Source organism: Rhodoferax sp. LS1R11 (genome assembly GCF_056521395.1).
This window is the reverse complement of record NZ_JBWMAW010000015.1, coordinates 48,135-73,183: the sequence shown is the minus strand read 5'-3', so window position 1 is coordinate 73,183 and position 25,049 is coordinate 48,135. Positions and strand designations below refer to the sequence as shown.

The following is a 25,049-nucleotide window of genomic DNA, read 5'->3' as shown; positions in this document are numbered from 1 at the left end:
CACGTTTAGTGCATTCTGCCAATGGCAGCCCTCTGGTTTGAGCGGGTTTGGCCGGAGACGGACGTCAAGTCCGGCGCTTAGGGTATCTCCTGATCCTGGCTGGACGTGGTGCCGCACCAATGTGGAACACAATGGGCGACGATGTTTTTGTTTTGACAACTTTTAATTCATTGGAGTGCTATGAAACTTAACAAGTTGATACTTGCCTTGGGCCTGACTGGTGCCAGTCTCGTCGTACAGGCGGCAGGAACTCTGATCTATTGCTCCGAAGCCAGTCCAGAGGGTTTTGACTCCGCACAATACACCGGTGGTACGACGTTTGACGCCGCGGGCCATGCGGTGTTCAACCGGCTGGTGGCTTTCAAAAAAGGGGGGACTGACATCGAACCGAGCCTGGCCACGTCATGGACCATTTCTGAAGACGGCCGAACCTACGCGTTCAAACTCCGCCCTGGCGTGAAGTTTCACACCACAGAGAATTTCAAACCCTCCCGTGATTTCAACGCGGACGACGTGATCTTCACTTTCGGACGCATGTCGGACAAAACGCACCCGTTCAACAAAGCCTACCCGGCAGGGTTTCCGTTTGCGTCCGACACAGGTCTGGACAAGAATATCGCGGCCATTTTGAAGACTGACCCCTTGACGGTTGTCTTTCAGTTGAAAAACCCGGATGCGGACATGTTGGCCAAGATCGGCTTACCTTTTGCATCCATCTTGTCCGCTGAGCATGCGGAAAAATTGCTGGCCGCCGGCCAGGCGTCCATGATCAACCAGCAGCCCGTAGGCACCGGTCCCTTCCTGCTCAAGCGCTACCAGAAAGACTCGCAGATTCGCTATGCGAAGTTTGCGCAGTACTGGAACGCCAAGAATGTACTGGTGGACAACCTGATTTTTGCCATCACGACCGACGCATCGGTGCGTGTGCAAAAACTCAAGGCGGGCGAGTGCCACATCATGTCTCAGCCCAAGCCACAAGACATTGCCGGTCTGCGCGCTGACCCGGCCCTGAAAATGGATTCAGCGCCTGGTTTCAATATCGGTTACCTCAGCTACAACACTGAAAAAACCCAGACTTCCAAACTCGAAGTGCGTCAGGCACTCGATATGGCCATCAATCGCAAGGCCATCATCGACGCCGTGTATCAAGGTCAAGGTCAAGAGGCGAGCAACCCGTTCCCTGCCTCGCTCTGGTCCTACAACAAGACCCTGAAAAACGCTGATTACAACCCCGAGAAGGCCAAGGAGTTGCTCAAGAAGGCCGGCTATCCTGATGGTTTTGAATTGAGCTTGTGGGCCATGCCTGTGCAACGCCCGTACAACCCCAATGCCAAACTGATGGCAGAGATGATCCAGTCTGACTGGGCCAAGATTGGCGTCAAAGCCAAGATCACCCAATATGAGTGGGGTGAGTACCTCAAGCGTTTGAAAGCTGGCGAGCATGACACCGGCTTGATTGGCTGGACCGGCGACTACGCCAGTCCGGACAACTTTTTGGGTGTGTTGTTGACCTGTGAAGCGGTTGGCGGCTCCAACTATGCCCGCTATTGCAGCAAAGAGTTTGATGCCCAGGTACTCAAAGCGCGTAACAGCACGAACCTGAAAGAACGCACAGACCTTTACATGAAGGCGCAAGTCGTGTTCAAGCGCGATCTTCCATGGACCACGATTGCTCACTCAACCGTGAACCAGCCGATGCGCAAGGAGCTCAATGGTTTCAAGATCAGCCCTTTTGGTGATTACAACTTTGAGGGCGTCAGCGTCAAATAATCAACCACACGGTTTGAATTGAAAACTGGCAATTGACGCGACAGCAGGCAGGGCGCTCGACATGATCGGGGTCCTGCCTTCTTTGTTTATGAAGGCTTGATTGATGTTTGCTTATATTCTCAAGCGCCTGGGCGTGTTGATTCCCACTTTTTTCGGAATCACGCTGCTTACGTTTTCTCTCATTCGTCTGATTCCCGGTGACCCGGTCGAGGTAATGATGGGCGAGAGGACGCTGGATCCTGCGGTCCACGCTGCCGCCTTGACCCGTCTGGGTCTGGACAAACCGCTGCCCATTCAATATTTCAACTACCTGTCCCAGTTGGCTCATGGTGATCTGGGGGCGTCCTTGAAGACGCAGGCCACGGTGTGGAGTGAGTTCAAGGTCTTGTTCCCTGCCACGCTGGAACTTGCGATCGTCGCCTTGATGTTTGCGCTGATCGTGGGCCTCGTGGCGGGCGTGATTGCCGCCGTCAAACGGGGTACGTTTGCCGACCACGGGGTCATGACGATCGCCTTGACGGGTTACTCCATGCCCATTTTCTGGTGGGGACTGTTGTTGATTTTGGTATTTTCGGTGGGGCTGGGGTGGACGCCCGTGTCGGGTCGACTGGATCTGGTCTTTGATGTGCCGCCCCAAACCGGGTTCATGTTGATTGACGCCTGGCGTGCCGAATTGGCCGATCCGCTGGTCAACAAGGGGGCCTTGTGGGATGCCGTGCGTCACCTGATCCTGCCTGCTGTTGTGTTGGGCACCATACCGCTGGCGGTCATTGCGCGCATGACGCGGTCCAGCATGCTCGAAGTGCTTCGTGAAGACTATGTGCGCACGGCCCGCGCGAAGGGTTTGTCGCCAGCACGCGTCGTGTTCGTTCACGCCTTGCGCAATGCCTTGATTCCGGTGCTGACCGTGATCGGCCTGCAGGTCGGAACACTGATGGGGGGAGCGGTGTTGACCGAAACCATTTTTTCCTGGCCCGGTATCGGCAAGTGGTTGATCGACGCCATCGGACGACGTGATTATCCCGTGGTGCAAAACGGGATCTTGTTGATTGCCACGCTGGTGATATTGACCAATTTCCTGGTCGATATTTTGTATGGCGTCGCCAATCCGCGCATTCTGCATCAGCGCTAAACAGGAGCCGCCCACATGCGTGCAATTGATATAAAAGCCAGCGGGCAGGCGTTGACCGCACACGCCGAATTGGAAGCGGTTCTGGCTTATCCCTCGCCGTTGGCCGAATTCTGGCGTGGTTTTTCGAAAAACAAAGGCGCAGTGGCTGGTTTGGCCTTCATGGTGCTGGTCGCATTGCTGGCAGTTTTTGCGCCTTGGGTTGCGCCCTATGACCCGGTGGAGCAGTTTCGGGACCACTTCCTGCAGCCGCCGGTCTGGAATGGCGGTACTGCGCAGTTCCTGTTTGGAACCGATGAGTTGGGTCGAGACATCCTGTCACGCCTGATCCATGGCGCCAGGTTGTCCTTGCTCGTCGGTTTGGTTTCCGTGTTGCTGGCCCTGATTCCCGGCGTCACGCTGGGCCTGGTGGCTGCGTTCTCGGGCAAGGTCGCAGACGGTCTGATCATGCGTTTGATGGACATCATGATGGCCTTGCCCGCACTGTTGCTGGCGGTGGCGATCATCGCCATTCTGGGGCCCGGTCTGCGTAATGCGATGGTGGCTATTGCCTTGGTGTCGCTGCCGGCGTACGTGCGGCTTTCCAGGGCCTCGGCCATGACCGAGCTCAGTCGAGACTACGTCACGGCGGCACGCTTGTCTGGCGCCGGGCAGTTGCGTCTGATGTTTGTCACCGTCTTGCCCAATTGCATGGCCCCGTTGATTGTTCACGCCACCATGAGCTTTTCGGCCGCCATTCTGGAGATTTCTGCACTTGGATTTTTGGGGCTGGGTGTGCAGCCGCCGTTGCCTGAGTGGGGAACCATGCTGGCCTCGGCGCGTGATTACATTGAGCGTGCCTGGTGGGTGGTGACGCTTCCAGGCCTGACGATTCTGTTGTCGGTGTTGGCCATCAACCTGATGGGGGATGGCCTGCGTGATGCCCTCGATCCCAAATTGAAAACAGCGTCTTGATCAAGCGTGACAGGAACTGAGCATGAGTTTGTTGGACATACGAAATTTAAGTGTCGAGTTCGGACCGTCGGGGCACGCCTTTCGGGCTGTCGATGGCGTTGACATGACCGTCAATCCAGGTGAAATTCTGGGCGTTGTTGGCGAGTCCGGGTCGGGCAAGTCCGTCACCATGATGGCCTTGATGGGCCTGCTGCAAGGACAGGGGAGGGTGGAGGCGGACCAGTTGCAGTTTGATGGAAAAGACTTGCTGCGCATCTCGGACGCGCAACGGCGCAAGATCCTGGGCAAGGACATGGCCATGATCTTTCAGGACCCCATGACGTCCCTGAATCCCTGCTTTACGGTGGGGTTCCAGTTGATTGAGGTGTTGCAACAGCATCTGGGGCTGCGTGGTGCGGCGGCCAAATCGCGCGCCATCGAACTGCTGGAGATGGTGGAGATACCTGGCGCCAGGGGGCGTCTGGACAACTACCCTCATCAGTTTTCCGGTGGCATGAGTCAGCGGGTGATGATTGCCATTGCCATTGCCTGCAACCCCAAATTGTTGATTGCCGACGAGCCCACAACAGCGCTGGATGTAACGATTCAGGCCCAGATCATGGACCTGCTGGTGAATTTGCAAAAGGCACAGGGCATGGCCTTGATCATGATCACCCACGATCTGGCTGTTGTCGCCGAAGTGGCACAGCGCGTGGCGGTGATGTATGCCGGACAGGTGGTTGAGCAAGGCGCCGTGGCTAATCTGTTCTCACGGCCCGCTCATCCGTATACGCATGCCTTGCTTCAGGCTGTGCCTGAGCGCAGCCGTGGTGCGAGACGTTTGAACACCCTGGGTGGCATTGTGCCGGGTCAGTATGACCGGCCAGCAGGTTGTTTGCTGGCGCCGCGTTGCCCGTCCGTTCAAGAAAAATGCATGACCCAAAAGCCCCAACTCGAAGCCCATGGTGATGTTCGGGTGCGTTGCTTCTTCCCGCTGTCCGTGGAGGTTGGCGTATGAGTGATGTTGTCATGCGAGCCGATGGCCTGACCCGTCATTATGAGGTGTCACAGGGGTTTATGAAGCCCAAACTCACGGTGAAAGCCCTGAACGGGGTTTCATTCACCCTGGAGGCAGGTAAAACACTGGCGGTGGTGGGCGAATCGGGTTGCGGCAAAAGCACCCTGGCCAGGCAGCTGACTTTGGTGGAGCCCCCCAGTGGCGGCGCCTTGACGCTGGATGGCGAGCTGGTCAACCCGAGAGACACGGGCCAGCGCCAGCGTTTGCGCAGCCGGGTGCAGATGGTGTTTCAAAACCCCTATGCGTCCCTGAATCCCCGGCAAAAAATAGAGGCGCAGTTGGCCGAACCCTTGCTGCTCAACACACCCCTGTCGGCGCAAGAACGGGCCGATGCGGTCACCAGCATCATGCAGCGCGTGGGCTTGCGTCCGGAATACCGTCACCGCTATCCCCATATGTTCTCGGGCGGGCAGCGTCAGCGCATTGCCATTGCGCGCGCCATGATCCTGCAACCCAAGGTGTTGGTGGCGGATGAGCCCACCTCGGCGCTTGACGTGTCCATTCAGGCCCAGGTACTGAACCTGTTCATGGACCTGCAGGAAGAGTTCAACACGGCTTACGTTTTTGTCTCCCACAACCTGGCGGTGGTGGAGCATGTGGCCAATGACGTGATGGTGATGTACCTGGGACGGGTGGTGGAGACCGGGCCCAAAACGCTCATCTTCGCCAGGCCGATGCATCCCTACACGCAGGCGCTGCTGTCGGCCACGCCATCAATCGATTCCCATCAGCGGCAGAAAAAAATCAAAATTGTGGGTGAATTGCCCAGTCCTTTGAACCCACCGTCAGGATGTTCTTTTCATAAGCGCTGCCCCTACGCGGATCAGCGATGCACGGTTGAAGTGCCTGAGCTGCGATCGCTGGAGGGGCGTCATATCGCCTGCCACCATGCGGAGTCATTGACGCCAACAGCCTTACGCTGAATACAAACGAAAAAAGCCGACTTGTGTCGGCTTTTTGTATCCAGCAACCGCTGATTATTTGAGGTGCTTGCCGATCAGGCCAGCCATCTCGAACATGGACACTTGGGCTTTGCTGAAGATTTCTTTCAGCTTGGCGTCGGCGTTGATCATGCGCTTGTTGACTTCGTCTTGCAGCTTGTTCTTTTTGATGTAAGTCCACAGCTTGCTCACCACTTCAGTGCGTGGCAGCGGGGTTGCACCCACGACAGCCGCGAGAGCGGCGCTAGGCGTCAGGGCCTTCATGAACGCTGCATTGGCGGTCCGCTTTTTGGCGGGGGCTTTTGGTGCAGCTGCCTTTTTGGCCGGAGCGGCTTTCTTGGCAGGTGCCGCTTTTTTAGCGGGTACGGCCTTTGGGGCTGCTGCCTTGGCGGCTACTTTCTTGGCTGGTGCTGCAGTTTTTGCAGGCGCAGCGCTCTTTGCCGGTGCTACTTTCTTTGCGGGAGCAGCTTTTTTTGCCGGTGCTTTTTTCGCAGTTGCCATGATTTATTGTCCTTCTAGAAGTTGATTAATCACCAGCAAAAAACTGCTTCTTCACTGGCACAGCGGATGCTACTGGAGAATGGGTGCGTCTCCAAGGGAAAAAACGCATATTTCATTGGTAAATGTTGTTTTTCCCGTGGGTAAATCAACTGCTGCCCACTCTGGACCGCAAATGCAGGCCGATCTCGTCGCTGTGCGGTGTTCACGCAGTTCAACAGGTGCCTCCGTTAACATCCCGCCACAACACACTATTTCAATTCAAGGACCCGGACGATGAACCCACAATTTTCAACCTGCGACCTCTGCGATGCCCATAAAAACGACGCCCCGACAGAGTTCAGGGTGTTGCCACCGGTGTTTCGTGATTTTGGCGCGCTGCGCAAGTTCTGCGGACCGGTCGTGACCGTGAAATGCTTTGAAGACAATTCACTTGTCAAAGCCGCGGTGGATTCCATTGGTTTCGAAGAAACGCCCACCGGGCGGATTGGTAAGGTGCTGGTGGTAGATGGTGGTGGCTCCTTGCGCCGCGCCTTGTTGGGCGGCAACCTGGGAGCCGCGGCCGTCAAAAACGGGTGGGCAGGCGTGGTCATCGACGGTTGCGTGCGCGACGTGGCAGAACTGGCTGCCGACCCCATAGGTATCCGGGCACTCGCCAGCATGCCGTTGCCCACCGAGAAACGCAACCAGGGGCAAAAGGACCTGGACGTGCAGATTCAGGGTGTCTGGGTTCGCCCGGGCGACTGGCTCTATGCCGATGAAGATGGCATGGTGGTCAGCGCCAGGTCTTTGGTCTGATTCAGGACGGCTTCGCCAGTCCACGGGCGGGCAGGGTGGCGAGCATCACCCCCAGCAGCGCGATGCCAAATGCCAGCAGCTGGGAGCCTTGCAATGTCTCGCCCAAAGCAAAGACGCCGACCAAGGCCGCCGAAATAGGGAGCATCACGGTAAAGACGCCCGCTTTGGCGGCGGGTACGGTTTTCAGGCCGGTCATCCACAACCACACCGTCCAGACGCTCGCGGCCAGCGCGTAAAAAACCAGCAACAACCAGGTGCCGGGCACCACCGCGCCAAAGTCGAATGACAAGGCCATGTAGAGGCCCAGGGGTGTCATCAAAACAAAACCCCACAGGTTGATGAGCGCAGTGATGCGTTTCGGGCTCAGAGCACCCGTGAGCTTTTTGCCGATGACGGCGTAGGCGGCTTCACACAGGACAGCGCCAAACACCAGCAGATTGCCAAAAATCATATTTTTTTGAGCTAAATCAGCCTCTAGCCCAGGTACAGCGTGCGCAGGCAGCTCTGTTTTTGATAGCGAAAAAAGTCCAATGCCCAAGGCAGCGCATGCAATGGCAGCCCAGACACGAAGCCCAATTCGCTCGCGCAGGAAAAACCAGCTCATCAGCGCGACGGCCGCTGGGATCGCGGCCATGATCACGCCCGCTGACACCGCACTCGTCATGCTGACGCCATACAACATGCAGATGGAGAAAAGGAAATTGCCCAGCAGGGACTCCAGAAAGACGAGCTTTTTGGTCTGCAAGCTCATCAGTGCCTCATGGGGTGGCTTTTTCAGCCAGTGGGGCATGGCGAGCACCCCGATGCCAAAGCGCAACCAGGCGAGCAAAAAAACCGGCAGCGCCGCCACCAGCGGCTTGGACAAGGCCACATAGCTGCCCACCAGAGACATGCTCAAGGCGAGGAGAAAATAAGCGGTGAGGCGATGGGAGGTGCTTTGCGAAGGGGTCGGAGAGTGCGCCACGGGAGTCGTTTGTCTGAAAAATGAGAGGCCTGAATCATGCCTGATAGGCGCCCTCTGCTGCGGGGTGTATTGGCTCAGTGCCCGAAGCGCAAATTGGTACCAGCCAGTGCTTGAAACTGAGGTACCTTTGATATCTACCAACAAGAGGTCAGTTCATGGGTATGGGTCATTTCGCCTACGCGAACAACAGCAACCGCTTTCTGACATCGGCAGAGCTTGACGTGCAACCCTTTGCGGTGATTGGCGTGCCATTTGATGGCGCAGTGACCAACCGGCCGGGCGCCCGGTTTGGGCCCCAGGAGATCCGTCGCGCCAGCCTGATGCTGTGTGATGGCCTGCACCCATTTTTTGGTGCCTCACCCGTTGAGCATTTGGGGGACGGGCATGACATGCGCCTGCCCAACGCATCGCCTCTGGTTGACGTGCGCGAACACATCCAGGCCCAGGCGGCTACCCAAATGGCCCGACACCATTGTGTTTTTATGGGGGGCGATCATTCCATTACCCTGCCACTCTTGCGGGCCGCCTATGCGCAACATGGCGAACTGGCACTGGTGCACTTTGATGCGCATTGCGACACCTGGACCGATCATTTTGGCGAGCCCTCCGGCCACGGGACCTGGACCTATGAGGCCATTCAAGAGGGTTTGGTCAGCCCCCGGCACACGGTTCAAATCGGTCTGCGCTCCAGTGGGGAGCGGGCGGCACGTGAGTATGTTCAAGACCAGGGGGGCTTGATTTACACCGCGCGGCAACTGCGCGGTCTTGATGGGGTGGGGCTGCAGCCGCACATTGCCGCCATTCGGGAACGGCTGGGCAACCGGCCGTGCTACCTGACGCTGGACATTGACTGTCTGGACCCGGCCTTCGCGCCCGGAACAGGCACGCCCGAGCCTGGTGGCATGACGAGCTCACAGGTGCTGACTTTTCTTGAAGAGTTGGCAGGTTTGAATATGGTCGGCATGGACTGCGTGGAAGTGGCACCCGCTTACGACCATGCGGAGTTGACCAGCCATGCGGCGGCGACATTCGTCTGGACCTACCTGTGCGGTCAGGTGGCCAAGCGCTCAGCGTGGTGAGTTGTCCGTGCTACTCAATTCCGACACCCAACTCAACCGTCAAAGCTATTACGAAGCCAGCGTGGTGCGTGGGCCACTGGCAGAGTCACTGCAAGGGGACATCCGCGCCGATGTGGTGGTGGTCGGTGCTGGTTTTGCGGGGCTGTCGGCGGCTATTGAGTTGGCGCAACAAGGCCTGCGTGTGGTGGTGCTGGAGGCTGACCGGGTTTGCAGCGGCGCCTCGGGTCGCAATGGCGGGCAGGCCATCGTCGGATTTGCCAGCGGACAGGCGCCGTTTGAGCAGCAACTGGGCCGGGCTGATGCACGCCTGGCCTGGGACATGTCGGTTGAAGCCATTGCGTTGATCGACGAACGGATTGCGCAGTTTGGCATCGATTGCGACCGTGTTCATGGGTACCTGTATGTGGCCGACTCTGCGCGCAAGGCACGTGCACTGGAGGACGACATGCAGTCGATGGCGCGCGACTATGGATTCACCTGCGATTTTTTTCGCGGTGCGAGAACCCAGGCCCACATCGAAAGCCCGCGTTACTGCGCCGCGGCCTATGACCGGGTATCGGGCCATTTGCACCCTCTGAAGTACGGTTTGGGTCTGGCTGAGGCGGCACGCGCGCTGGGCGTGCAGATTTACGAGCACTCTCCCGTGGTGGATATCCGGCGTGGCGCGAGCCTGATCGCTTGCACCCGCCAGGGCAGGGTGACCGCAAAGTTCGGGGTTTTGGCAGGCAATTGCACCCTGGGCGAATACGGGCCGGGTGTGGCGCCCGAGATTGCGCCACGCATCATGCCGGTGGGGACCTATATCGTGGGCACTGCACCCATGGACCCGGCGCTTTGCCGGCGCCTGATACCCAGCAATGCGGCCGTATGCGATAACAATTTTGTGCTGGACTATTTTCGATTCAGCGCTGACCATCGCATGCTTTTCGGTGGACGGGTCAGTTACACCACCCGCACGCCTGCTGATCTGCAGGGTGTGATGACGGCACGCATGAGGCAAGTGTTTCCGGCACTGCAGCAGGTACCTGTTGAGTATGTCTGGGGCGGTTTTGTCGATATCAGCATGAACCGGGCGCCCGACTTTGGACGCTTGGGCGACAACTTGTATTACCTGCAGGGATTCAGTGGTCATGGGCTTGCCCTGGCTGGGTTGGCCGGTCGCCTGGTGGCTGAGGCAGTCTCAGGCCAGGCCAGGCGCCTGGATGTGTTCACCCGCTTGCAGCATCGATCATTTCCCGGGGGCGCGCTGCTGCGCATGCCAACGTTGGCGCTGGGCATGTTGTTTCATCGGCTGCGCGATTGACTCTGAGATCCCCCCAGCCAGGGGGCCGGATGACTTTATTCTGGCGGCAGCCGTTGGAGTGCCGTCAACACAGCCTGTGCCAGCATCGGGCCACACCGTTCGATTTCAGCAAGCGGTGCGTAGCCATAACCAATCACCAGGCCTTTGGCGTCGGTGCGCTTGAGGCAATAAACCGACAAGGCGCGCACGGTCAGGCCCGACTGGTTGATGCGGTCTGCCAACGCCTTGTCATCAAGTGCCTCAGGCAGACGCAGACACAGGTGCAATCCCTGTTCTGCCCCGGTGATTTGGGCCTGTGCACCCAGGCAGGGTTTAAGCGCTTCAAGCAGACAGCGCCTGCGCTCGGCGTAGCTTTGCCTGGCTTTGCGCAGGGCGCTGGCAAAGTGCCCCATCTCAATGAACTCCGCCAAAGCGGCCTGCAGTGGCATCTGGCCGGGCCGATTCAGGTCGTAGTGCGCCTGCTTGAACGATGTCACCAGCCCTTTGGGAACAACCAGATAGCCCAGTTTGAGACCGGGGTAGAGCACCTTTGAGAACGACCCCATGTAAAGCACGCGTTCGTCCGTATCCAACCCTGCCAGCGATGAGATTGGAGGGCCGCTGAACCGGAACTCACTGTCATAGTCGTCCTCCAGTACCCAGGCTTTGTGCTTGCGGGCAATGGAAAGAACTTGATGCCTGCGGGCCAGTGACATCACCGCGCCGGTGGGATATTGGTGCGATGGCGTCACGTAAATCAGGCGCGCAGGCGTGGCTTCGTCCCCGGGTTGTGGGGCAATTCCATGTTGATCAACCGATACAGGATGGGGTTTGAGACCGGTGGCCATGAACGCTTTGACAGCGCCCCAGTAAGCCGGGTCCTCCACCCACACCGTGTCATGGTGGTCAGCCAGGAGATGCGCACACAACTCCAGTGACTGTTGGGTTCCGCTGGTGATGATGACCTGCTCAACCGCTAGTGGCAAGCTTCTGAATACCCGCAAATAGTCGGCAACTGCTCGCCGCAGCGGACCGTAGCCGCCTGAGTAGCTGTAGTCCAGCATATCGGGGAAGGTTTTTCGCCAATGTTTGTTCTGCAGACGCTGCCACAAAGCGACAGGAAAAGCACTGAAGTCCGCCATGCCGGGGGTAAACGGCTGAATTTCGAGTTGATTGGCGCAGAAAAGGGAGGTGATGGCCTCCCCGCGCCTGGATAATTTCACTTCCTGATTGTCGGGTGCGTGGTGCCTGCGAATCGCAGGCTTGGGTACGCTCTTGTTCACATAGGTGCCGCTGCCCACGTGGCTGACCAGATAACCCTCAACCCCGAGTTGATTGAGGGCGGCAACTACCGTGTTGCGCGACATCTTTAGGTCCTGGGTGAGTTCGCGGCTGGAGGGGAGACGATCCCCGGCCGCCAACTTGCCGTCCAGAATGGCACGGCGCAGCGCCTCATACAGTTGACGGTGCAGTGGCAACTTGGTTTGCAGGCTCAGTTGCGCGATATCCGTCAGCAAGAGTTCGGAGAGCATAAAGTGGCACCATACACTTGGATTAAATGGCTCCTATTGTGAGCCAATTGCACAAGCAGAATGGCTCTATAAGCACGGAGAGATTCATGAACAAACCACCATGCCTGGTCTGGTTGCCAATGGATCACCGCCTGTTGGGGTCTTCTGAAAAGCAGATGCCCTTCCTGGTTCTTGGCGACAAATACGCTCGGGCTGTTAAAGATGTTGCGTTGGCGCAGCCTGTACTTTTTCCTTTGGCCGATGCAAGTCAAATTCCCGATCTACTGAACCTGGTGGATGGTGTCATGCTCACGGGATCGCCGTCCAATGTGCATCCCTCCCACTTCAACGAAGAGCTCTCTGATGCAGACCTGCCTTTGGATATGGCGCGTGATGCGCTGACCCTGGCCTTGGTGAGCGCCTGCATTGAACAGCGTGTGCCTCTGCTTGGCATCTGCCGGGGCTTTCAGGAAATCAATGTGGCCTTGGGTGGCACGCTTCGCCAGCAAGTGCATTCGGCACAGGGGTTGATGGATCATCGGGCGCAGGACGAGCTTTCATACCAGGACCAATACGCGCCGACCCATGAAGTCAAATTTTTGCCAGATTCGGTGTTTGCCTGCTGGGCAGGTGCCGAAACGGCTCGGGTCAATTCCTTGCATGGGCAAGGCATCGGGCAATTGGCTCAGGGTTTGCGTGCACTGGGTCACGCGCCAGATGGACTGGTCGAGGCCTTTGAGGTGGAGGGTGCAGGCGCCTTCGCTTACGCGGTGCAATGGCATCCGGAGTGGCGCTGTCTGGAAACGCCTTTTTACACCGCCATATTCGAGGCTTTTGGCAATGCCTGTCGCGCCCGTCAAAATGACCGCTTGAATGATTCTGAACATACGCTGCATGCCGCAGCCGGGAGCCCATGATGAATGATAAAAAAGCAATGAACTTCAATGATCTGGAGCAATGGCTCAACGAGCGCCGCGTGACCGAGGTGGAGTGCCTGGTGCCCGACTTGACCGGCGTTGCCCGTGGCAAAATTTTGCCTCGCGGAAAATTTACCGAGGACCGTGGCATGCGTTTGCCGCAGGCCATTGTGGCCATGGGGGTGACGGGCGAGTTTCCTGAAAGTGGCCCTTACTACGACGTGATTGACCCGACCGACAAAGACATGCAGTTGCGCCCAGATCCGTCAACGGTGCGCATTGTTCCCTGGGCCACCGACCCCACGGCGCAAGTGATTCATGACTGTTTTGACCACCAGGGCAATTTGGTGCCTTTCGCGCCCCGGTCAGTGCTGCGCAAGGTCTGCGACCTGTTTGCGGCCGAAGGCCTTCAGCCCATCGTGGCCCCGGAACTTGAGTTTTACCTGACCGCCCGCAACACCGATCCCAACACCCTTTTGAAGCCGCCCATCGGACGCAGCGGTCGAGCGGAGACGTCACGGCAGGCCTACAGCATTGACGCGGTCAATGAGTTCGATCCGCTATTTGAAGAGATCTACGACTACAGCGACAAGATGGAGCTGAACGTCGACACCCTGATCCATGAGGTCGGCGCGGGGCAGATGGAAATCAACTTTTTCCACGCAGAGCCGATGGGTCTGGCGGATGAGGTCTTTTTCTTCAAACGAACCGTGCGTGAGGCGGCGCTGCGTCACGACATGTACGCCACCTTCATGGCAAAACCCATTGCCGGGGAGCCGGGAAGTGCGATGCATGTGCACCAGAGCTTGCTGGATGTGGCCACGGGCAAGAATGTGTTCAGTAACGACGATGGCACACCCTCCGAGACTTTCATGCATTACATTGGTGGCCTGCAGCGCTACATCCCCGCGGCCATGGTGCTGGTGGCGCCGTACGTCAACAGTTACCGTCGTCTGTCGCGCAACACGGCAGCGCCCATCAACATCGAATGGGGTTATGACAACCGCACGGTTGGCATCCGTTCGCCCATTTCGTCTCCCGCTGCGCGCCGGGTAGAAAACCGGGTGATTGGTGCGGATGCCAACCCTTACGTCGCGATGGCGATGACCCTGGCCTGCGGCTACCTGGGTATCAAAAACAAGATCAAACCCAAACCCGAGATGAAGGGTGATGCCTACCTGGCCCCTTACTCGCTGCCCCGCAGCCTGGGCGAAGCGCTGGACTGGTTGCGCCGGGAGTCTGACTTGCACGAGGTGCTGGGCAAGGAATTCATCACCGTGTATTCAGAGATCAAGGAGTTGGAGTTTGATGAATTCATGAAAGTGATTTCGCCCTGGGAGCGGGAGCATCTGCTTCTGCACGTTTGATTCAACCATTGGCCCCCTGAAAGGACGATCAGCATGAATGCGTTTACCGATACCCAACACCTCAGCACCCGGGAAATACAGGCCTTGGACAGTGCCCATTTTCTTCACCCCTTCACGGATTTCAAGGATTTGGCCTCCCGCGGGTCGCGCGTGATCACCAAAGCGGATGGCATCTATGTATGGGACTCTGAGGGTGAAAAAATGCTGGATGCCATGAGCGGCCTCTGGTGTGTCAACGTCGGATACGGCCGAAAAGAGCTCGCTGACGCGGCCTATCAGCAAATGATGACCCTGCCGTTCTACAACAGCTTCTTTCAGACCACCAACGTGCCCGCAGTTCGCCTTGCAACACGGCTGGCTGAGCTGGCACCCACTGTGGGTGACCGCAGCTTTCAGCATGTTTTTTACTCTTCCAGCGGCAGCGAAAGCAATGACTCGAATGTGCGCATGGTTCGGCGCTATTGGGACCTGCTGGGGCAACCGCAGCGTAAGGTGATCATCAGCCGCATCAACGCCTATCACGGCAGCACGATGGCTGGCGCTTCTCTGGGGGGCATGAGTGGCATGCATGCGCAAGGTGACCTGCCGATCCCCAATATCACCCACATTGAGCAGCCCTACTTTTTTGAGAATGGCCTGCCAGGTGAAACTTCGGATGAGTTCGGCCTTCGCGCAGCGCGCTGGTTGGAGGACGAAATTCTGGCCGTGGGGCCTGACAGGGTGGCTGCATTTATTGCGGAGCCTCTTCAAGGTGCCGGTGGGGTGATTATTCCGCCTGACACCTATTGGCCGGAAATCCAGAGGATTGTGGACAAATACGGCATTTTGTTGATCAGTGACGAGGTGATTTGCGCCTTTGGCCGCCTGGGGCATTGGTTTGCCTATGAAAAGTTTGGCTACAAGCCAGACTTGGTGACGTTTGCCAAAGCGGTTACCAGTGGCTACATCCCCTTGGGCGGCGTGATGGTCGGTAATCGTGTGGCCAAGGTTCTGGTGGAGCAGGGCGGTGAGTTCAATCATGGCTACACCTACAGCGGGCATCCGGTGGCTTGTGCCGTGGCCCTTGCCAATCTGGACATCATGGAAGAGGAGCAACTGCCCCAGCGCGTCAAAGGCGAGATGGGGGCTTATCTGGCCCGACGCTATGTGGAGTTGAATGAGCATCCTCTGGTGGGTGTGGCCGAGACCTGTGGGTTTGTCGCCGGGTTGGTTTTGGTCAAAAACAAAAAGACCAAAGAACGTTTTCACGCCGACGACTCGGTGGGCATGGTGTGTCGTGGACATTGCTTTCGCAACGGGCTGATCATGCGGGCCGTGGGTGACCGGATGATCATTTCGCCCCCGCTGGTGATGACAGAAGCTGATATTGATGAAATGATGCGCCTGATTCGACTGGCTTTGGACCTGACCCACAAGGAACTGAAAGCAAAAGGCCTTCTTTGAAAGGGGAAGAAGCTGAATTGGTCTGTTTATTGCTTACCGTAAACTAGAGTTTTTAATTCCCAAACTTAATATTGGAGTGACTGACATCATGAAAAAGTACCTGTGGTCGTTTGCGCTTTCGGCGGTGGTCCTGGCCGCCTGCGGCAAAAAAGAAGAGGCGCCGGTGGCGGTCGTCGCTCCGGCACCTGCTGCCAGCGCGCCTGCAGCGATCGCAGTCAACTCTGAAGAAAAAGTTCTCAATATTTATAACTGGCCCGACTATATTCCTGAGGGCATGATTGCGGCCTTTGAGAAGGAGTCAGGCATCAAAGTCAATTACGACACCTTTGAGACCAATGAGGCCTTGCACGCCAAGCTGGTGGCTGGCAACACGGGCTACGACATCGTGGTGCCAGGCACCGTGTTCGCCAAGCCACAGATTGAAGGCGGACTGCTTCAAGCGCTCGATAAGTCAAAGATCCCCAATCTGGCCAACCTGGATCAAGCCATTATGGGGACTTTGGTCAAAGCGGACCCAGACAACAAGCATTTGGTGCCATGGGCCTGGGGCTTCACTACCGTTGGTATCAACAAGACCAAAGTTGACAAGGCCTTGGCAGGCATGCCCATGCCAGAAAACGCCTGGGACCTGGTCTTCAACCCCAAATACACCTCCAAGCTGAAATCCTGCGGCATCGCGTATCTGGATTCGCCTACCGAGATCATTCCGGTGGCACTGCACTATGTGGGCAAAGATGCCTACTCCAACGATCCGGCCGACTACAAGTTGGCGACCGAGATGCTTGCGAAAGTCCGCAAAGACGTTCGCCTGTTCAGTTCAACCATGATTGACGACATTGCCGGTGGCAAAGCTTGTGTGGTCGTGGGCTGGTCGGGTGACATCAACATTGCAGCAGGTCGCGCCAAAGACAATGGTTCCAAAGACGTGATCGAGTCCTTGTTGCCCAACACGGGTGCCCTGATTTTCTTCGATACCATGGCCATTACCAAAGACGCCAAGCACCCCCTTAATGCACATGCTTTCATTGATTTCTACCTGCGCGCCGACAACGCTGCACGCATGTCCAATGAGATGAATTACCCAACGGCCAACAAGGCAGCCATTGAAAAGATCAAGCCCGAAATTGCAGGCAACAAGACGATATTTGTCGAAGCAGACTATTTTGCCAAGATGATCCCACCCAACAGCTTCACCAACGAAGCGCGTGAAGCGATGGCCAATGCCTACAACGGTTTCAAAAAAGGTAAGTAATCCCCTTCCCTGAAACATCAAGGGCTGTTTGTACGACGCGTATAAGCAGCCCTTTTCAATTGCTGAATCTGTAAAAACAAAAAAGAGGTCCATTCATGGCGGATGCGGGTGCAAAAGACGGCTATCTGGTCACAGAGAAGCTCGTCAAACGATTTGATGAAGCAGTGGCTGTGGACGAGGTTTCTTTGTCGATTGACAAGGGCGAGATTTTTGCCTTGCTGGGCAGTTCAGGTTGCGGTAAATCAACCTTGCTGCGTATGCTGGCTGGCTTTGAAAAGCCGACATCGGGCCGTATCCTGCTGGGCGGACAGGATGTAGCCAAGTTACCCCCCTATGACCGGCCCATCAATATGATGTTTCAGTCTTACGCCTTGTTTCCCCATCTGGACATTTGGGAAAACGTGGCTTTCGGTCTCAAGCGGGAGGGGTTGCCTAAAAGCGAGATCAAGCAACGCGTGGGCGAGATGCTGGATCTGGTTCAGTTGGGTCCTTATGCCAAGCGAAAGCCGCACCAGTTGTCGGGTGGCCAGCAGCAGCGCGTCGCCTTGGCACGCAGTCTGGCCAAACGTCCCAAGCTCTTGCTTTTGGATGAGCCCCTGGGCGCACTGGATAAAAAGTTAAGGGAGCAAACCCAGTTCGAGCTCGTGAACATTATTGAAAAGGTCGGCGTGACCTGTGTGGTCGTTACCCACGACCAGGAGGAAGCCATGACAATCGCCAGCCGTATCGCGATCATGAGTAAGGGGCGGGTTTTGCAGGTGGGAACACCTGAGGAAATTTATGAACATCCCACGAACCGGTTCGTCGCGGATTTCATCGGCACGGTCAATATGTTTGAGGGGCGGCTCAGTGTGGATGAGTCTGACCGGTGCGCCGCCATCACCGGCATCGGCGAAATTCAGGTAGGACATGGCGTGAGTGGCACACTGAATATGCCTGTCGCCATTGCGGTTCGTCCTGAAAAAATGGAAATCAGCAAGGAGCGCCCGGCTGTCGATCGCAATGTGTTTACGGGTAAGGTCAAGGAGATTGCCTACTTCGGTTCACACAACACCTACATCGTGATCGCGAGCGATGGCTCGCGAGTCAAGATCACAGAGGCTAATACCTCCCGTCAGGACATGGGCAAGATCACCTGGGAGGACAATGTTTTCTTCTGGTGGAGTGATGTCGCAGGCGTTGTTCTTCGCGACTGAAAGGAACGACATGGCAACACTATCCATTCCTTTTCCGGGCCGGCGTTTCGTGATCGGCGTGCCCTACACCTGGCTTTTTGTCTTCTTCTTTTTGCCATTTCTGATTCTTGTCTACATCAGCTTTGTGGACATGGGCAACGACATTTCTCCCTTCAAACCTATTTGGGATTCGCAAACCGGTTTGCTCAAGCTCAAATATGAGAACTACTGGTCGATCTTCCGAACGGGTGATAACGGAGATCTGTTCAAGACCATCTACATTGAGGCTTACATCCGTTCGATCTGGTACGCCCTATGTACAGCAGTGCTTTGCCTGGTGGTTGGATACCCCTTCGCTTATTTCATCGCCCGGTCGTTACCCAGTGTCCGCCCGGCCTTGTTGATGATGGTGATGCTTCCGTTTTGGACTTCGTTCCTGCTGCGCGTCTATGCATGGAAAGGGATTCTGGCTGATGAAGGCGTTCTCAATCGACTCCTGATGCTGTTGGGTGTGACAAGTGAGCCTATTCTCATGCTCTACACAAACGTCTCCATGCTGGTGGGGATGACTTATGTGTACTTGCCGTTCATGATCCTGCCGCTTTACGCCAATCTGGTGAAGATGGATTTTCGGCTGCTGGAGGCTGCTTATGACTTGGGGGCTTCACCGTTCAAGGCTTTCTGGCTGGTCACTGTGCCCTTGTCCAAGGCTGGCATCATCGCCGGTTTCATGCTGGTTTTTATACCGTCGGTAGGCGAGTTTGTCATTCCCTCGTTACTGGGCGGGCCGGAGAACATCATGATTGGGCGGGTCGTTTGGGACGAGATGTTCACCAGTAACAACTGGCCGCGCGCCACGGCGCTTGCCGTTGTCATGATCGGATTGATCGTGATCCCGCTGGCCATCTATTACCACTACACCGGCGAATCGACCGATTCTCGCAAGGCAGGGGGATGATATGAGCACCTACTTGGAAAAGCATTTTGGCAAGATGTGGCTGGCTGCGGTCTACCTATTTTTATACGTGCCATTGTTCTTCATGATTGTGTTTTCATTCAACAGTACACGTCAGGACGCGCAGTTCACGGGCTTTTCGCTTCGCTGGTACGAGGCGCTGACGCGCGATACGAAGATCGTTGAGGGCTTTTGGCTGTCCTTGAAGGTCGCTACTGTGACCGGCCTGTTGTCTGCCGTACTGGCTACATTTGCCGCCTTTGTGCTGGTTCGGTACCGTCGCTTTCGCGGACGAACAGCCTTCTCAGGCATGGTTAACGCGCCGCTGGTGATGCCGGAGGTTGTTATCGGGCTGTCGTTGCTGTTGCTCATGGTGGGCGCGCAGAACTTCTTTGGCTGGCCGCAGCGCGGTATGTTGACCATTGTCCTGGGGCACACCTTGCTGGGGATGGCCTATGGCATGGTGGTTATCCAGTCGCGCTTGCTGGAGATGGATCGCTCGATTGAAGAGGCGGCCATGAACCTCGGTGCGCGGCCCCATCAGGTGTTTTTTTTGATCACGATGCCCAATATTTTCCAAGCCATTCTGGCGGCTTTTTTGTTGGCGTTCACGCTGTCGTTTGATGATGTGGTGATTGCCGAGTTCCTGTCGGGGCCAGGTGTTAATACGCTGCCCCAGGTGATTTTCGGGTATGCGCGTCGCGGTATCAATCCGACTATTTATGCGGCGGCCACCTTGTTGATTGGGTCTGTGACGACCGTGATCGTGGGGTACAGCATCTGGGTAGCACGACAAACCAGACGGCGTGAGCGTGACATTGCGGCGGCGACACGTGCTGAACTTGCCGCCCTGACGACGAAGTAGTCAAAGCATTGAATACTGATTTGAGATAGGAATGACATGACTGACATGAAGTTTGATGGTCGGGCGTTTATTAACGGTGAGCGGGTTGGTTCGATGGATGAGCAAACCTTTGAGTGCATTTCACCAGTCGATGGTCGCCTGTTGACTTTGGTGGCCCGTTGCGGCGCTGCCGACATCGATGCTGCCGTTGGGGCGGCCCGGGCTGCTTTTGAGGATCAGCGTTGGAGCGGTCTGGCGCCTGCGCAGCGAAAAAAAATCATGATTCGGTTTGCCGATCTGCTGCAGACGCATGGTGAGGAATTGGCGTTGACGGAAACGCTGGACATGGGTAAACCCGTCAAATACGCCCGAGCGGTAGACGTCAACAGTGCGGCGAATTGCATTCGTTGGTATGGGGAGGCCGTTGACAAGATTTACGACGAAATTGCACCTACAGCCCGTACTGCGCTGGCACTCATCACGCGGGAGCCCATGGGCGTTGTTGGTGTGATTGTGCCGTGGAACTACCCCATGATCATGGCGTCCTGGAAGATCGCACCGGCGCTGGCAGCAGGCAATTCGGTCGTGCTCAAGCCCAGTGAGAAATCGCCTTTAACGGCCTTGCGAATGGCAGATCTGGCCCTTGAGGCGGGTATCCCACCCGGTGTATTCAATGTAATCACGGGATATGGCCCCGAGGCCGGTTCACCTCTGGCCCTGCATATGGATGTTGACTGCATCGCCTTCACGGGGTCAACCCGTGTGGGCAAACAGATTCATGTCATGGCCGGTCAAAGCAACCTCAAGCGCGCTTGGACAGAGTTGGGCGGCAAGTCGCCCAACATCGTCTTTGCAGACTGTCCAAATTTGGACAAGGCCGTAGAGTCGGCCATAGGCAGCATCTTCTTCAACCAGGGGGAGAGCTGCAATGCGCCGTCGCGCCTGTTTGTCGAGGCCAGCATCAAAGACCGCTTTCTCGAGAAAGCATTGGCACTGGTGCCGGGCTATGCACCAGGAAATCCTCTGGACAACGCGACTGTCATGGGGGCACTGGTCGATCAGATGCAGATGAATTCAGTTCTGCGCTACATCGAGTTGGGAAAAAGTGAAGGTGCTCAATTGCTCGCAGGTGGAGCGCAAACCATGGCGGAAACCGGTGGCTGCTATGTGCAACCCACGATTTTCGATGGCGTGAAAAATGATATGACGATCGCCCGTGAAGAAATATTCGGCCCTGTGTTGTCGGTTCTTTCGTTCACCGATGCCGCTGACGTGGTACGGCAGGCCAACCAGAGTGTGTATGGGCTGCAGGCGGCGGTCTGGACCCGTGACATCAACAAGGCGTATGGGGTGGCTCGCGCACTGCGTGCCGGTACCGTGCACATCAATCAATATGACGAAGATGACATCACCGTGCCTTTTGGGGGCTACAAACAAAGCGGCGTGGGCCGCGATAAATCATTGCATGCCTTCGATAAATACACAGAAACTAAAACAACCTGGATTCGAATCGACAGCCCGGTCTGACACCCATGGCATGGACGAGCGAATATCCCAACATGAATGCCTTTATGAAAACTGGCATTGTGCTCATTTCCGACGGGGTGCAATCCGACTTCGCCCGCACCGGCAAGATGTTTGCCTTGGAGCATGTCGGGGTCTCACCGCACTTGATGACGATGGACAAAAGCATGGCTGGTGGTACCACGCTGTCTGCCGTCGTGGTCGATGAAAAGTTGGTGGACCGTGCCAATGCGCTGGGGGTACGCTTGACTGAACGCCTGAAAAAACTACAGATCAACAACAAGACCATTTCTGATGTGCGGGGCTTGGCGCCATGATTGCGTGTGAATTCATTGATCCCCAAACGGGTGCACCTGACTCAGATCGCACCAAACAGGTTCAACCAAATGCTTTGAAGCAAGGCCTCCTGTTGCTGACCTGCGGGGTTTACGGCATCGTGCTTCGGTTTTTATTCCCGCTGACGATTGAAGACTCGGTGTTTGACGAAGCCTTGGCTATTTTGGACAAGACTATTGGATTCGAGGGCTGACCATGGCTGTGCAGTCAGCGATTGATGCGTTGGTAGCCAAAGGCATTCACAGTGTATTGACGCAGTTCTGCGATATTCATGGGGTGGCCAAGGGCAAGTTGGTTCCATTGAATAACTTGCAGGAATGGGTAGACACCGGCGCAGGGTTTGCCGGCCCGAGTATTGCCGGTACTGGTTTGGGGCGCCATGGCAAGCGCAGTGAGTACTACGGACGGGTTCAACTTGAGTCCTTGAGGCCGTTGCCATTCATGCCAGGTGTCGCCCACGCGGTGTGTGACGGCTTTGCAGGTGGCGAGCCGCTCGAAACGTGCTCCCGTCAGTTGCTAAAGAAACAATTGCAATGCTTGAAGCAGCGTGGCTGGAGCTTGTGGGTAGGTATCGAGCCTGAGTTTTTCCTGCTCAAACAGAATGCGGCGGGTCAGTGGCAAGGTGCCGATGAGCATGATCAACTGGACAAGCCCTCCTATGACCTGAAATCGATTTACCGTAACCAAGGCTTTCTCGACGATATGCGCCGAACCTTGACTGAACTTGATTTCGACCTGCAACAGATTGATCATGAAGATGCCTGCGGTCAGTACGAAATAAATTACCGGTTTGACGATGCGCTGGCTGCTGCAGATCGATATATGCTGTTCAAGATGACGGCCCATGCGGTCGCTCAGCAACATGGCATGACGTTCAGTTGCATGCCAAAACCATTTGCCAATGCGCCGGGTAGCGGATTGCATTTTCATCTCAGTGTGACGGATGCTCAAGGCAAAGCTGTTTTCACGGGTGCAGCCGACCCGCTGGAATTGAGCCCAGCGGGGTACAGTTTTGTAGCCGGTTTACTGCAGCATGCCGATGCTCTGAGCGCCATTTGCGCGCCCACAGCGAATAGTTATAAACGGTTGGCTTGCAGTCACAGTGCTTCTGGAACCACATGGTCGCCCGTGTGGAAAAGTTTTGGGGATAACAACCGGACGTGCGTGATTCGAACCGTGGCGGGGCGCATCGAATGGCGTTTGCCGGATCCGTCTTGCAATGTGTACGCTGCAATTGCCGCCACGCTTGCCGCCGGGTTGCATGGTATCGACCACGCGATGGTTGCCCCACCAGCCTGCAACCTCGATCTGTACGAGCAACAGGCGAGTGGTGCACCAATGCCGGCACGTTTGCCGCGTGATTTGAATTCGGCATTGGATGCCCTTCACGCTGACGACGTGTTAATCGATCGCTTGGGTACAGCTTTCTGCGCGGAGTTCATCAAGCTAAAGCGGCTTGAATGGGATGAGTACAGCCTACACGTCAGTGCCTGGGAGATGCAACGCTACGCCAATGCATTTTGAGACTAATTTGCTTGCGATATTGTTTATTTCACAATGCAAAAATGCATATGCATTGAGTGAAAAATCTAAATGTTGCGGTGCGTCATGTTTTCTCATAGAGAAAAAAATGATTTTGTATTGCGAAATATGATTTGTAAGTGCTTGTTTTATTTGAAATTAAATTTAGTCTTGTATAAGACATAAGATTAAAAATAAGTCTTATACAAGACTTAGAATCAATTCATCGGCACTGGAATTGCTTAAGCATCTGGTGCATACCGTTTCAATCAACCCAAGGAGTGATCTCATGCCGCAAACCATTACCGAGCAACTGAGCCGCGAACAACAAATCGCCGCCCTGGAAAAAGACTGGGCCACCAACCCCCGTTGGAAAGGCATCAAACGCGGTTACAGCGCGGCTGACGTTGTGCGTCTGCGCGGCTCGTTCCCCATCGAGCACACCTTGGCCCGCCGCGGCGCTGAAAAACTGTGGAACCTGGTCAATACAGAGGCCTATGTCAATTGCCTGGGTGCATTGACCGGCGGTCAAGCCATGCAGCAAGTCAAGGCTGGTGTCAAGGCCATTTACCTGTCTGGCTGGCAAGTTGCTGCTGACAACAATTCTTACGCTTCCATGTACCCCGACCAGTCCCTGTACCCCGTGGACTCGGTGCCAACCGTGGTTGAGCGCATCAACAACACCTTCCGTCGTGCTGATGAAATCCAGCATTCAAGAGGTATTGATGCCGGCGACAAAGGCTACATCGACAACTTTGCACCTATCGTGGCTGATGCTGAAGCTGGCTTCGGCGGTGTTTTGAACGCGTTTGAGTTGATGAAGGCCATGATCAAGGCCGGCGCGGCTGGCGTTCACTTCGAAGATCAATTGGCTTCAGTGAAGAAGTGCGGTCACATGGGCGGCAAAGTGCTGGTTCCTACCGCAGAAGCCTGCCAGAAGCTGATTGCAGCCCGTATGGCGGCTGACGTCTGTGGCGTGCCCACACTCGTGATTGCCCGTACTGATGCTGAAGCTGCGGACTTGCTGACCAGCGACTATGACGAGAATGACAAGCCTTTCCTGACCGGCGAGCGCACAGCTGAAGGTTTCTACAAGACGAAAAAGGGCATGGATCAAGCCATCAGCCGCGCAGTTGCCTATTCCGAATACGCTGACTTGGTGTGGTGCGAAACCGGTACGCCTGACCTCGAGTTTGCCAAGAAGTTTGCTGACGCAGTCCATGCCAAGCATCCCGGAAAAATGCTGGCCTACAACTGCTCGCCTTCGTTCAATTGGAAGAAAAACCTGGACAACGCGACCATCGCCAAGTTCCAGCGCGAGCTCGGTGCCATGGGGTACAAATACCAGTTCATTACCTTGGCTGGCATTCACTCCATGTGGTACAACATGTTTGACTTGGCTCAGGACTACGTCGCACGCGGCATGACTGCCTATGTTGAGAAGGTGCAAGAGCCTGAATTTGCAGCCCGTGACCGTGGTTATACCTTTGTGTCTCACCAACAAGAAGTGGGTACCGGGTACTTCGACGAAGTGACAACCGTGATTCAAGGTGGCAAGTCCAGCGTGACAGCGCTGACGGGTTCTACTGAAGAAGAGCAGTTCCACTAAGCTCGGCGGTTAAATCCAAACGGGTCTGCGCCATCTGGTAACAGGTGGCACAGACCCTTTTTTTGTTAAACTCAACCCTCTCATACGCAACAAGAGCGAGAAAGGCAGCCTGGTTATGACACC

At 56.1% G+C, this 25,049-nt stretch carries 23 protein-coding genes; 20 read left to right on the top strand and 3 right to left on the bottom strand.

Features of this window, described 5'->3' with window-relative positions:
* Window positions 1-180 precede the first annotated feature (180 nt).
* From AC097N_RS16730 to AC097N_RS16710, 5 genes are all read left to right on the top strand, one after another.
* On the top strand, window positions 181-1,770 hold the full coding sequence (locus AC097N_RS16730) for an ABC transporter substrate-binding protein (protein ID WP_479582992.1): 1,590 nt from the start codon (window positions 181-183) through the stop codon (window positions 1,768-1,770).
* A 103-nt stretch (window positions 1,771-1,873) separates the two neighbouring features.
* Entirely contained in the window at window positions 1,874-2,902 is a 1,029-nt protein-coding gene (locus tag AC097N_RS16725; RefSeq protein ID WP_479582990.1) for an ABC transporter permease subunit, read from the top strand.
* A gap of 15 nt (window positions 2,903-2,917) precedes the next feature.
* Window positions 2,918-3,853 carry an ABC transporter permease subunit gene (locus AC097N_RS16720; protein ID WP_479582988.1) on the top strand — a complete coding sequence of 312 codons (936 nt, stop codon included), beginning with the start codon at window positions 2,918-2,920 and terminating at the stop codon, window positions 3,851-3,853.
* Window positions 3,854-3,875: 22 nt separating this feature from the next.
* A complete protein-coding gene (locus AC097N_RS16715) occupies window positions 3,876-4,850 on the top strand; it encodes an ABC transporter ATP-binding protein (RefSeq protein WP_479582987.1) in 975 nt (324 codons plus the stop codon).
* On the top strand, window positions 4,847-5,833 hold the full coding sequence (locus tag AC097N_RS16710; protein WP_479582985.1) for a peptide ABC transporter ATP-binding protein: 987 nt from the start codon (window positions 4,847-4,849) through the stop codon (window positions 5,831-5,833). Before AC097N_RS16715 ends, AC097N_RS16710 begins: the two co-directional genes overlap by 4 nt.
* Before the next feature lie 54 nt (window positions 5,834-5,887).
* Here AC097N_RS16710 and AC097N_RS16705 read toward each other — a convergent pair whose 3' ends face one another.
* Window positions 5,888-6,352, bottom strand: a complete 465-nt coding sequence (locus AC097N_RS16705; protein ID WP_479582984.1) for an SWIB/MDM2 domain-containing protein — start codon at window positions 6,350-6,352, stop codon at window positions 5,888-5,890.
* A 273-nt stretch (window positions 6,353-6,625) separates the two neighbouring features.
* Between AC097N_RS16705 and rraA the strand changes: the two genes are divergently transcribed.
* Window positions 6,626-7,147: a ribonuclease E activity regulator RraA gene (gene rraA, locus AC097N_RS16700; RefSeq protein ID WP_479582982.1), complete on the top strand. Its 522-nt coding sequence runs from the start codon at window positions 6,626-6,628 to the stop codon at window positions 7,145-7,147.
* Between the two features lies 1 nt (window position 7,148).
* Here the strand turns inward: rraA and AC097N_RS16695 are convergent, their stop codons facing one another.
* A complete protein-coding gene (locus AC097N_RS16695; protein ID WP_479583077.1) occupies window positions 7,149-8,039 on the bottom strand; it encodes a DMT family transporter in 891 nt (296 codons plus the stop codon).
* Window positions 8,040-8,266: 227 nt separating this feature from the next.
* Between AC097N_RS16695 and speB the strand changes: the two genes are divergently transcribed.
* Both speB and AC097N_RS16685 read left to right on the top strand, forming a co-directional pair.
* Window positions 8,267-9,190, top strand: coding sequence for an agmatinase (speB, locus tag AC097N_RS16690; RefSeq protein ID WP_479582981.1), 924 nt, complete (start codon window positions 8,267-8,269; stop codon window positions 9,188-9,190).
* 7 nt (window positions 9,191-9,197) lie between these two features.
* The gene (locus AC097N_RS16685; RefSeq protein WP_479582979.1) at window positions 9,198-10,493 is read left to right on the top strand and encodes an NAD(P)/FAD-dependent oxidoreductase; all 1,296 of its coding nucleotides are present in this window, start codon (window positions 9,198-9,200) and stop codon (window positions 10,491-10,493) included.
* Between the two features lie 35 nt (window positions 10,494-10,528).
* On the opposite strand, the gene pdxR is transcribed toward AC097N_RS16685, so the two are convergent.
* The gene (pdxR, locus tag AC097N_RS16680; RefSeq protein ID WP_479582977.1) at window positions 10,529-12,004 is read right to left on the bottom strand and encodes a MocR-like pyridoxine biosynthesis transcription factor PdxR; all 1,476 of its coding nucleotides are present in this window, start codon (window positions 12,002-12,004) and stop codon (window positions 10,529-10,531) included.
* 86 nt (window positions 12,005-12,090) lie between these two features.
* Here pdxR and AC097N_RS16675 point away from each other — a divergent pair, with 86 nt between their 5' ends.
* The 12 genes from AC097N_RS16675 (at window position 12,091) to aceA (ending at window position 24,926) form a co-directional block, all read left to right on the top strand.
* A complete protein-coding gene (locus AC097N_RS16675; protein ID WP_479582976.1) occupies window positions 12,091-12,900 on the top strand; it encodes a gamma-glutamyl-gamma-aminobutyrate hydrolase family protein in 810 nt (269 codons plus the stop codon).
* Window positions 12,900-14,267, top strand: coding sequence for a glutamine synthetase family protein (locus tag AC097N_RS16670; RefSeq protein WP_479582973.1), 1,368 nt, complete (start codon window positions 12,900-12,902; stop codon window positions 14,265-14,267). The genes AC097N_RS16675 and AC097N_RS16670 overlap by 1 nt, the downstream gene beginning before the upstream one ends.
* Before the next feature lie 33 nt (window positions 14,268-14,300).
* Entirely contained in the window at window positions 14,301-15,710 is a 1,410-nt protein-coding gene (locus AC097N_RS16665; RefSeq protein ID WP_479582970.1) for an aspartate aminotransferase family protein, read from the top strand.
* 88 nt (window positions 15,711-15,798) lie between these two features.
* Window positions 15,799-16,962, top strand: coding sequence for an extracellular solute-binding protein (locus tag AC097N_RS16660; protein WP_479582969.1), 1,164 nt, complete (start codon window positions 15,799-15,801; stop codon window positions 16,960-16,962).
* A 95-nt stretch (window positions 16,963-17,057) separates the two neighbouring features.
* Complete coding sequence (locus AC097N_RS16655) at window positions 17,058-18,158, top strand: ABC transporter ATP-binding protein (RefSeq protein ID WP_479582967.1); 1,101 nt, start codon at window positions 17,058-17,060, stop codon at window positions 18,156-18,158.
* A 10-nt stretch (window positions 18,159-18,168) separates the two neighbouring features.
* The gene (locus tag AC097N_RS16650) at window positions 18,169-19,095 is read left to right on the top strand and encodes an ABC transporter permease (RefSeq protein ID WP_479583074.1); all 927 of its coding nucleotides are present in this window, start codon (window positions 18,169-18,171) and stop codon (window positions 19,093-19,095) included.
* Window position 19,096: 1 nt separating this feature from the next.
* Complete coding sequence (locus tag AC097N_RS16645) at window positions 19,097-19,957, top strand: ABC transporter permease (protein ID WP_479582965.1); 861 nt, start codon at window positions 19,097-19,099, stop codon at window positions 19,955-19,957.
* A 36-nt stretch (window positions 19,958-19,993) separates the two neighbouring features.
* Window positions 19,994-21,463, top strand: a complete 1,470-nt coding sequence (locus AC097N_RS16640; protein ID WP_479582962.1) for an aldehyde dehydrogenase — start codon at window positions 19,994-19,996, stop codon at window positions 21,461-21,463.
* 44 nt (window positions 21,464-21,507) lie between these two features.
* Window positions 21,508-21,777, top strand: coding sequence for an aminotransferase class III-fold pyridoxal phosphate-dependent enzyme (locus tag AC097N_RS16635; RefSeq protein WP_479582959.1), 270 nt, complete (start codon window positions 21,508-21,510; stop codon window positions 21,775-21,777).
* 74 nt (window positions 21,778-21,851) lie between these two features.
* Window positions 21,852-21,989, top strand: coding sequence for a hypothetical protein (locus tag AC097N_RS16630; protein ID WP_479582957.1), 138 nt, complete (start codon window positions 21,852-21,854; stop codon window positions 21,987-21,989).
* Between the two features lie 2 nt (window positions 21,990-21,991).
* Entirely contained in the window at window positions 21,992-23,320 is a 1,329-nt protein-coding gene (gene glnT, locus AC097N_RS16625; RefSeq protein ID WP_479582955.1) for a type III glutamate--ammonia ligase, read from the top strand.
* Between the two features lie 286 nt (window positions 23,321-23,606).
* Window positions 23,607-24,926: an isocitrate lyase gene (gene aceA, locus AC097N_RS16620; RefSeq protein ID WP_479582953.1), complete on the top strand. Its 1,320-nt coding sequence runs from the start codon at window positions 23,607-23,609 to the stop codon at window positions 24,924-24,926.
* The last annotated feature ends 123 nt before the right edge of the window (window positions 24,927-25,049 follow it).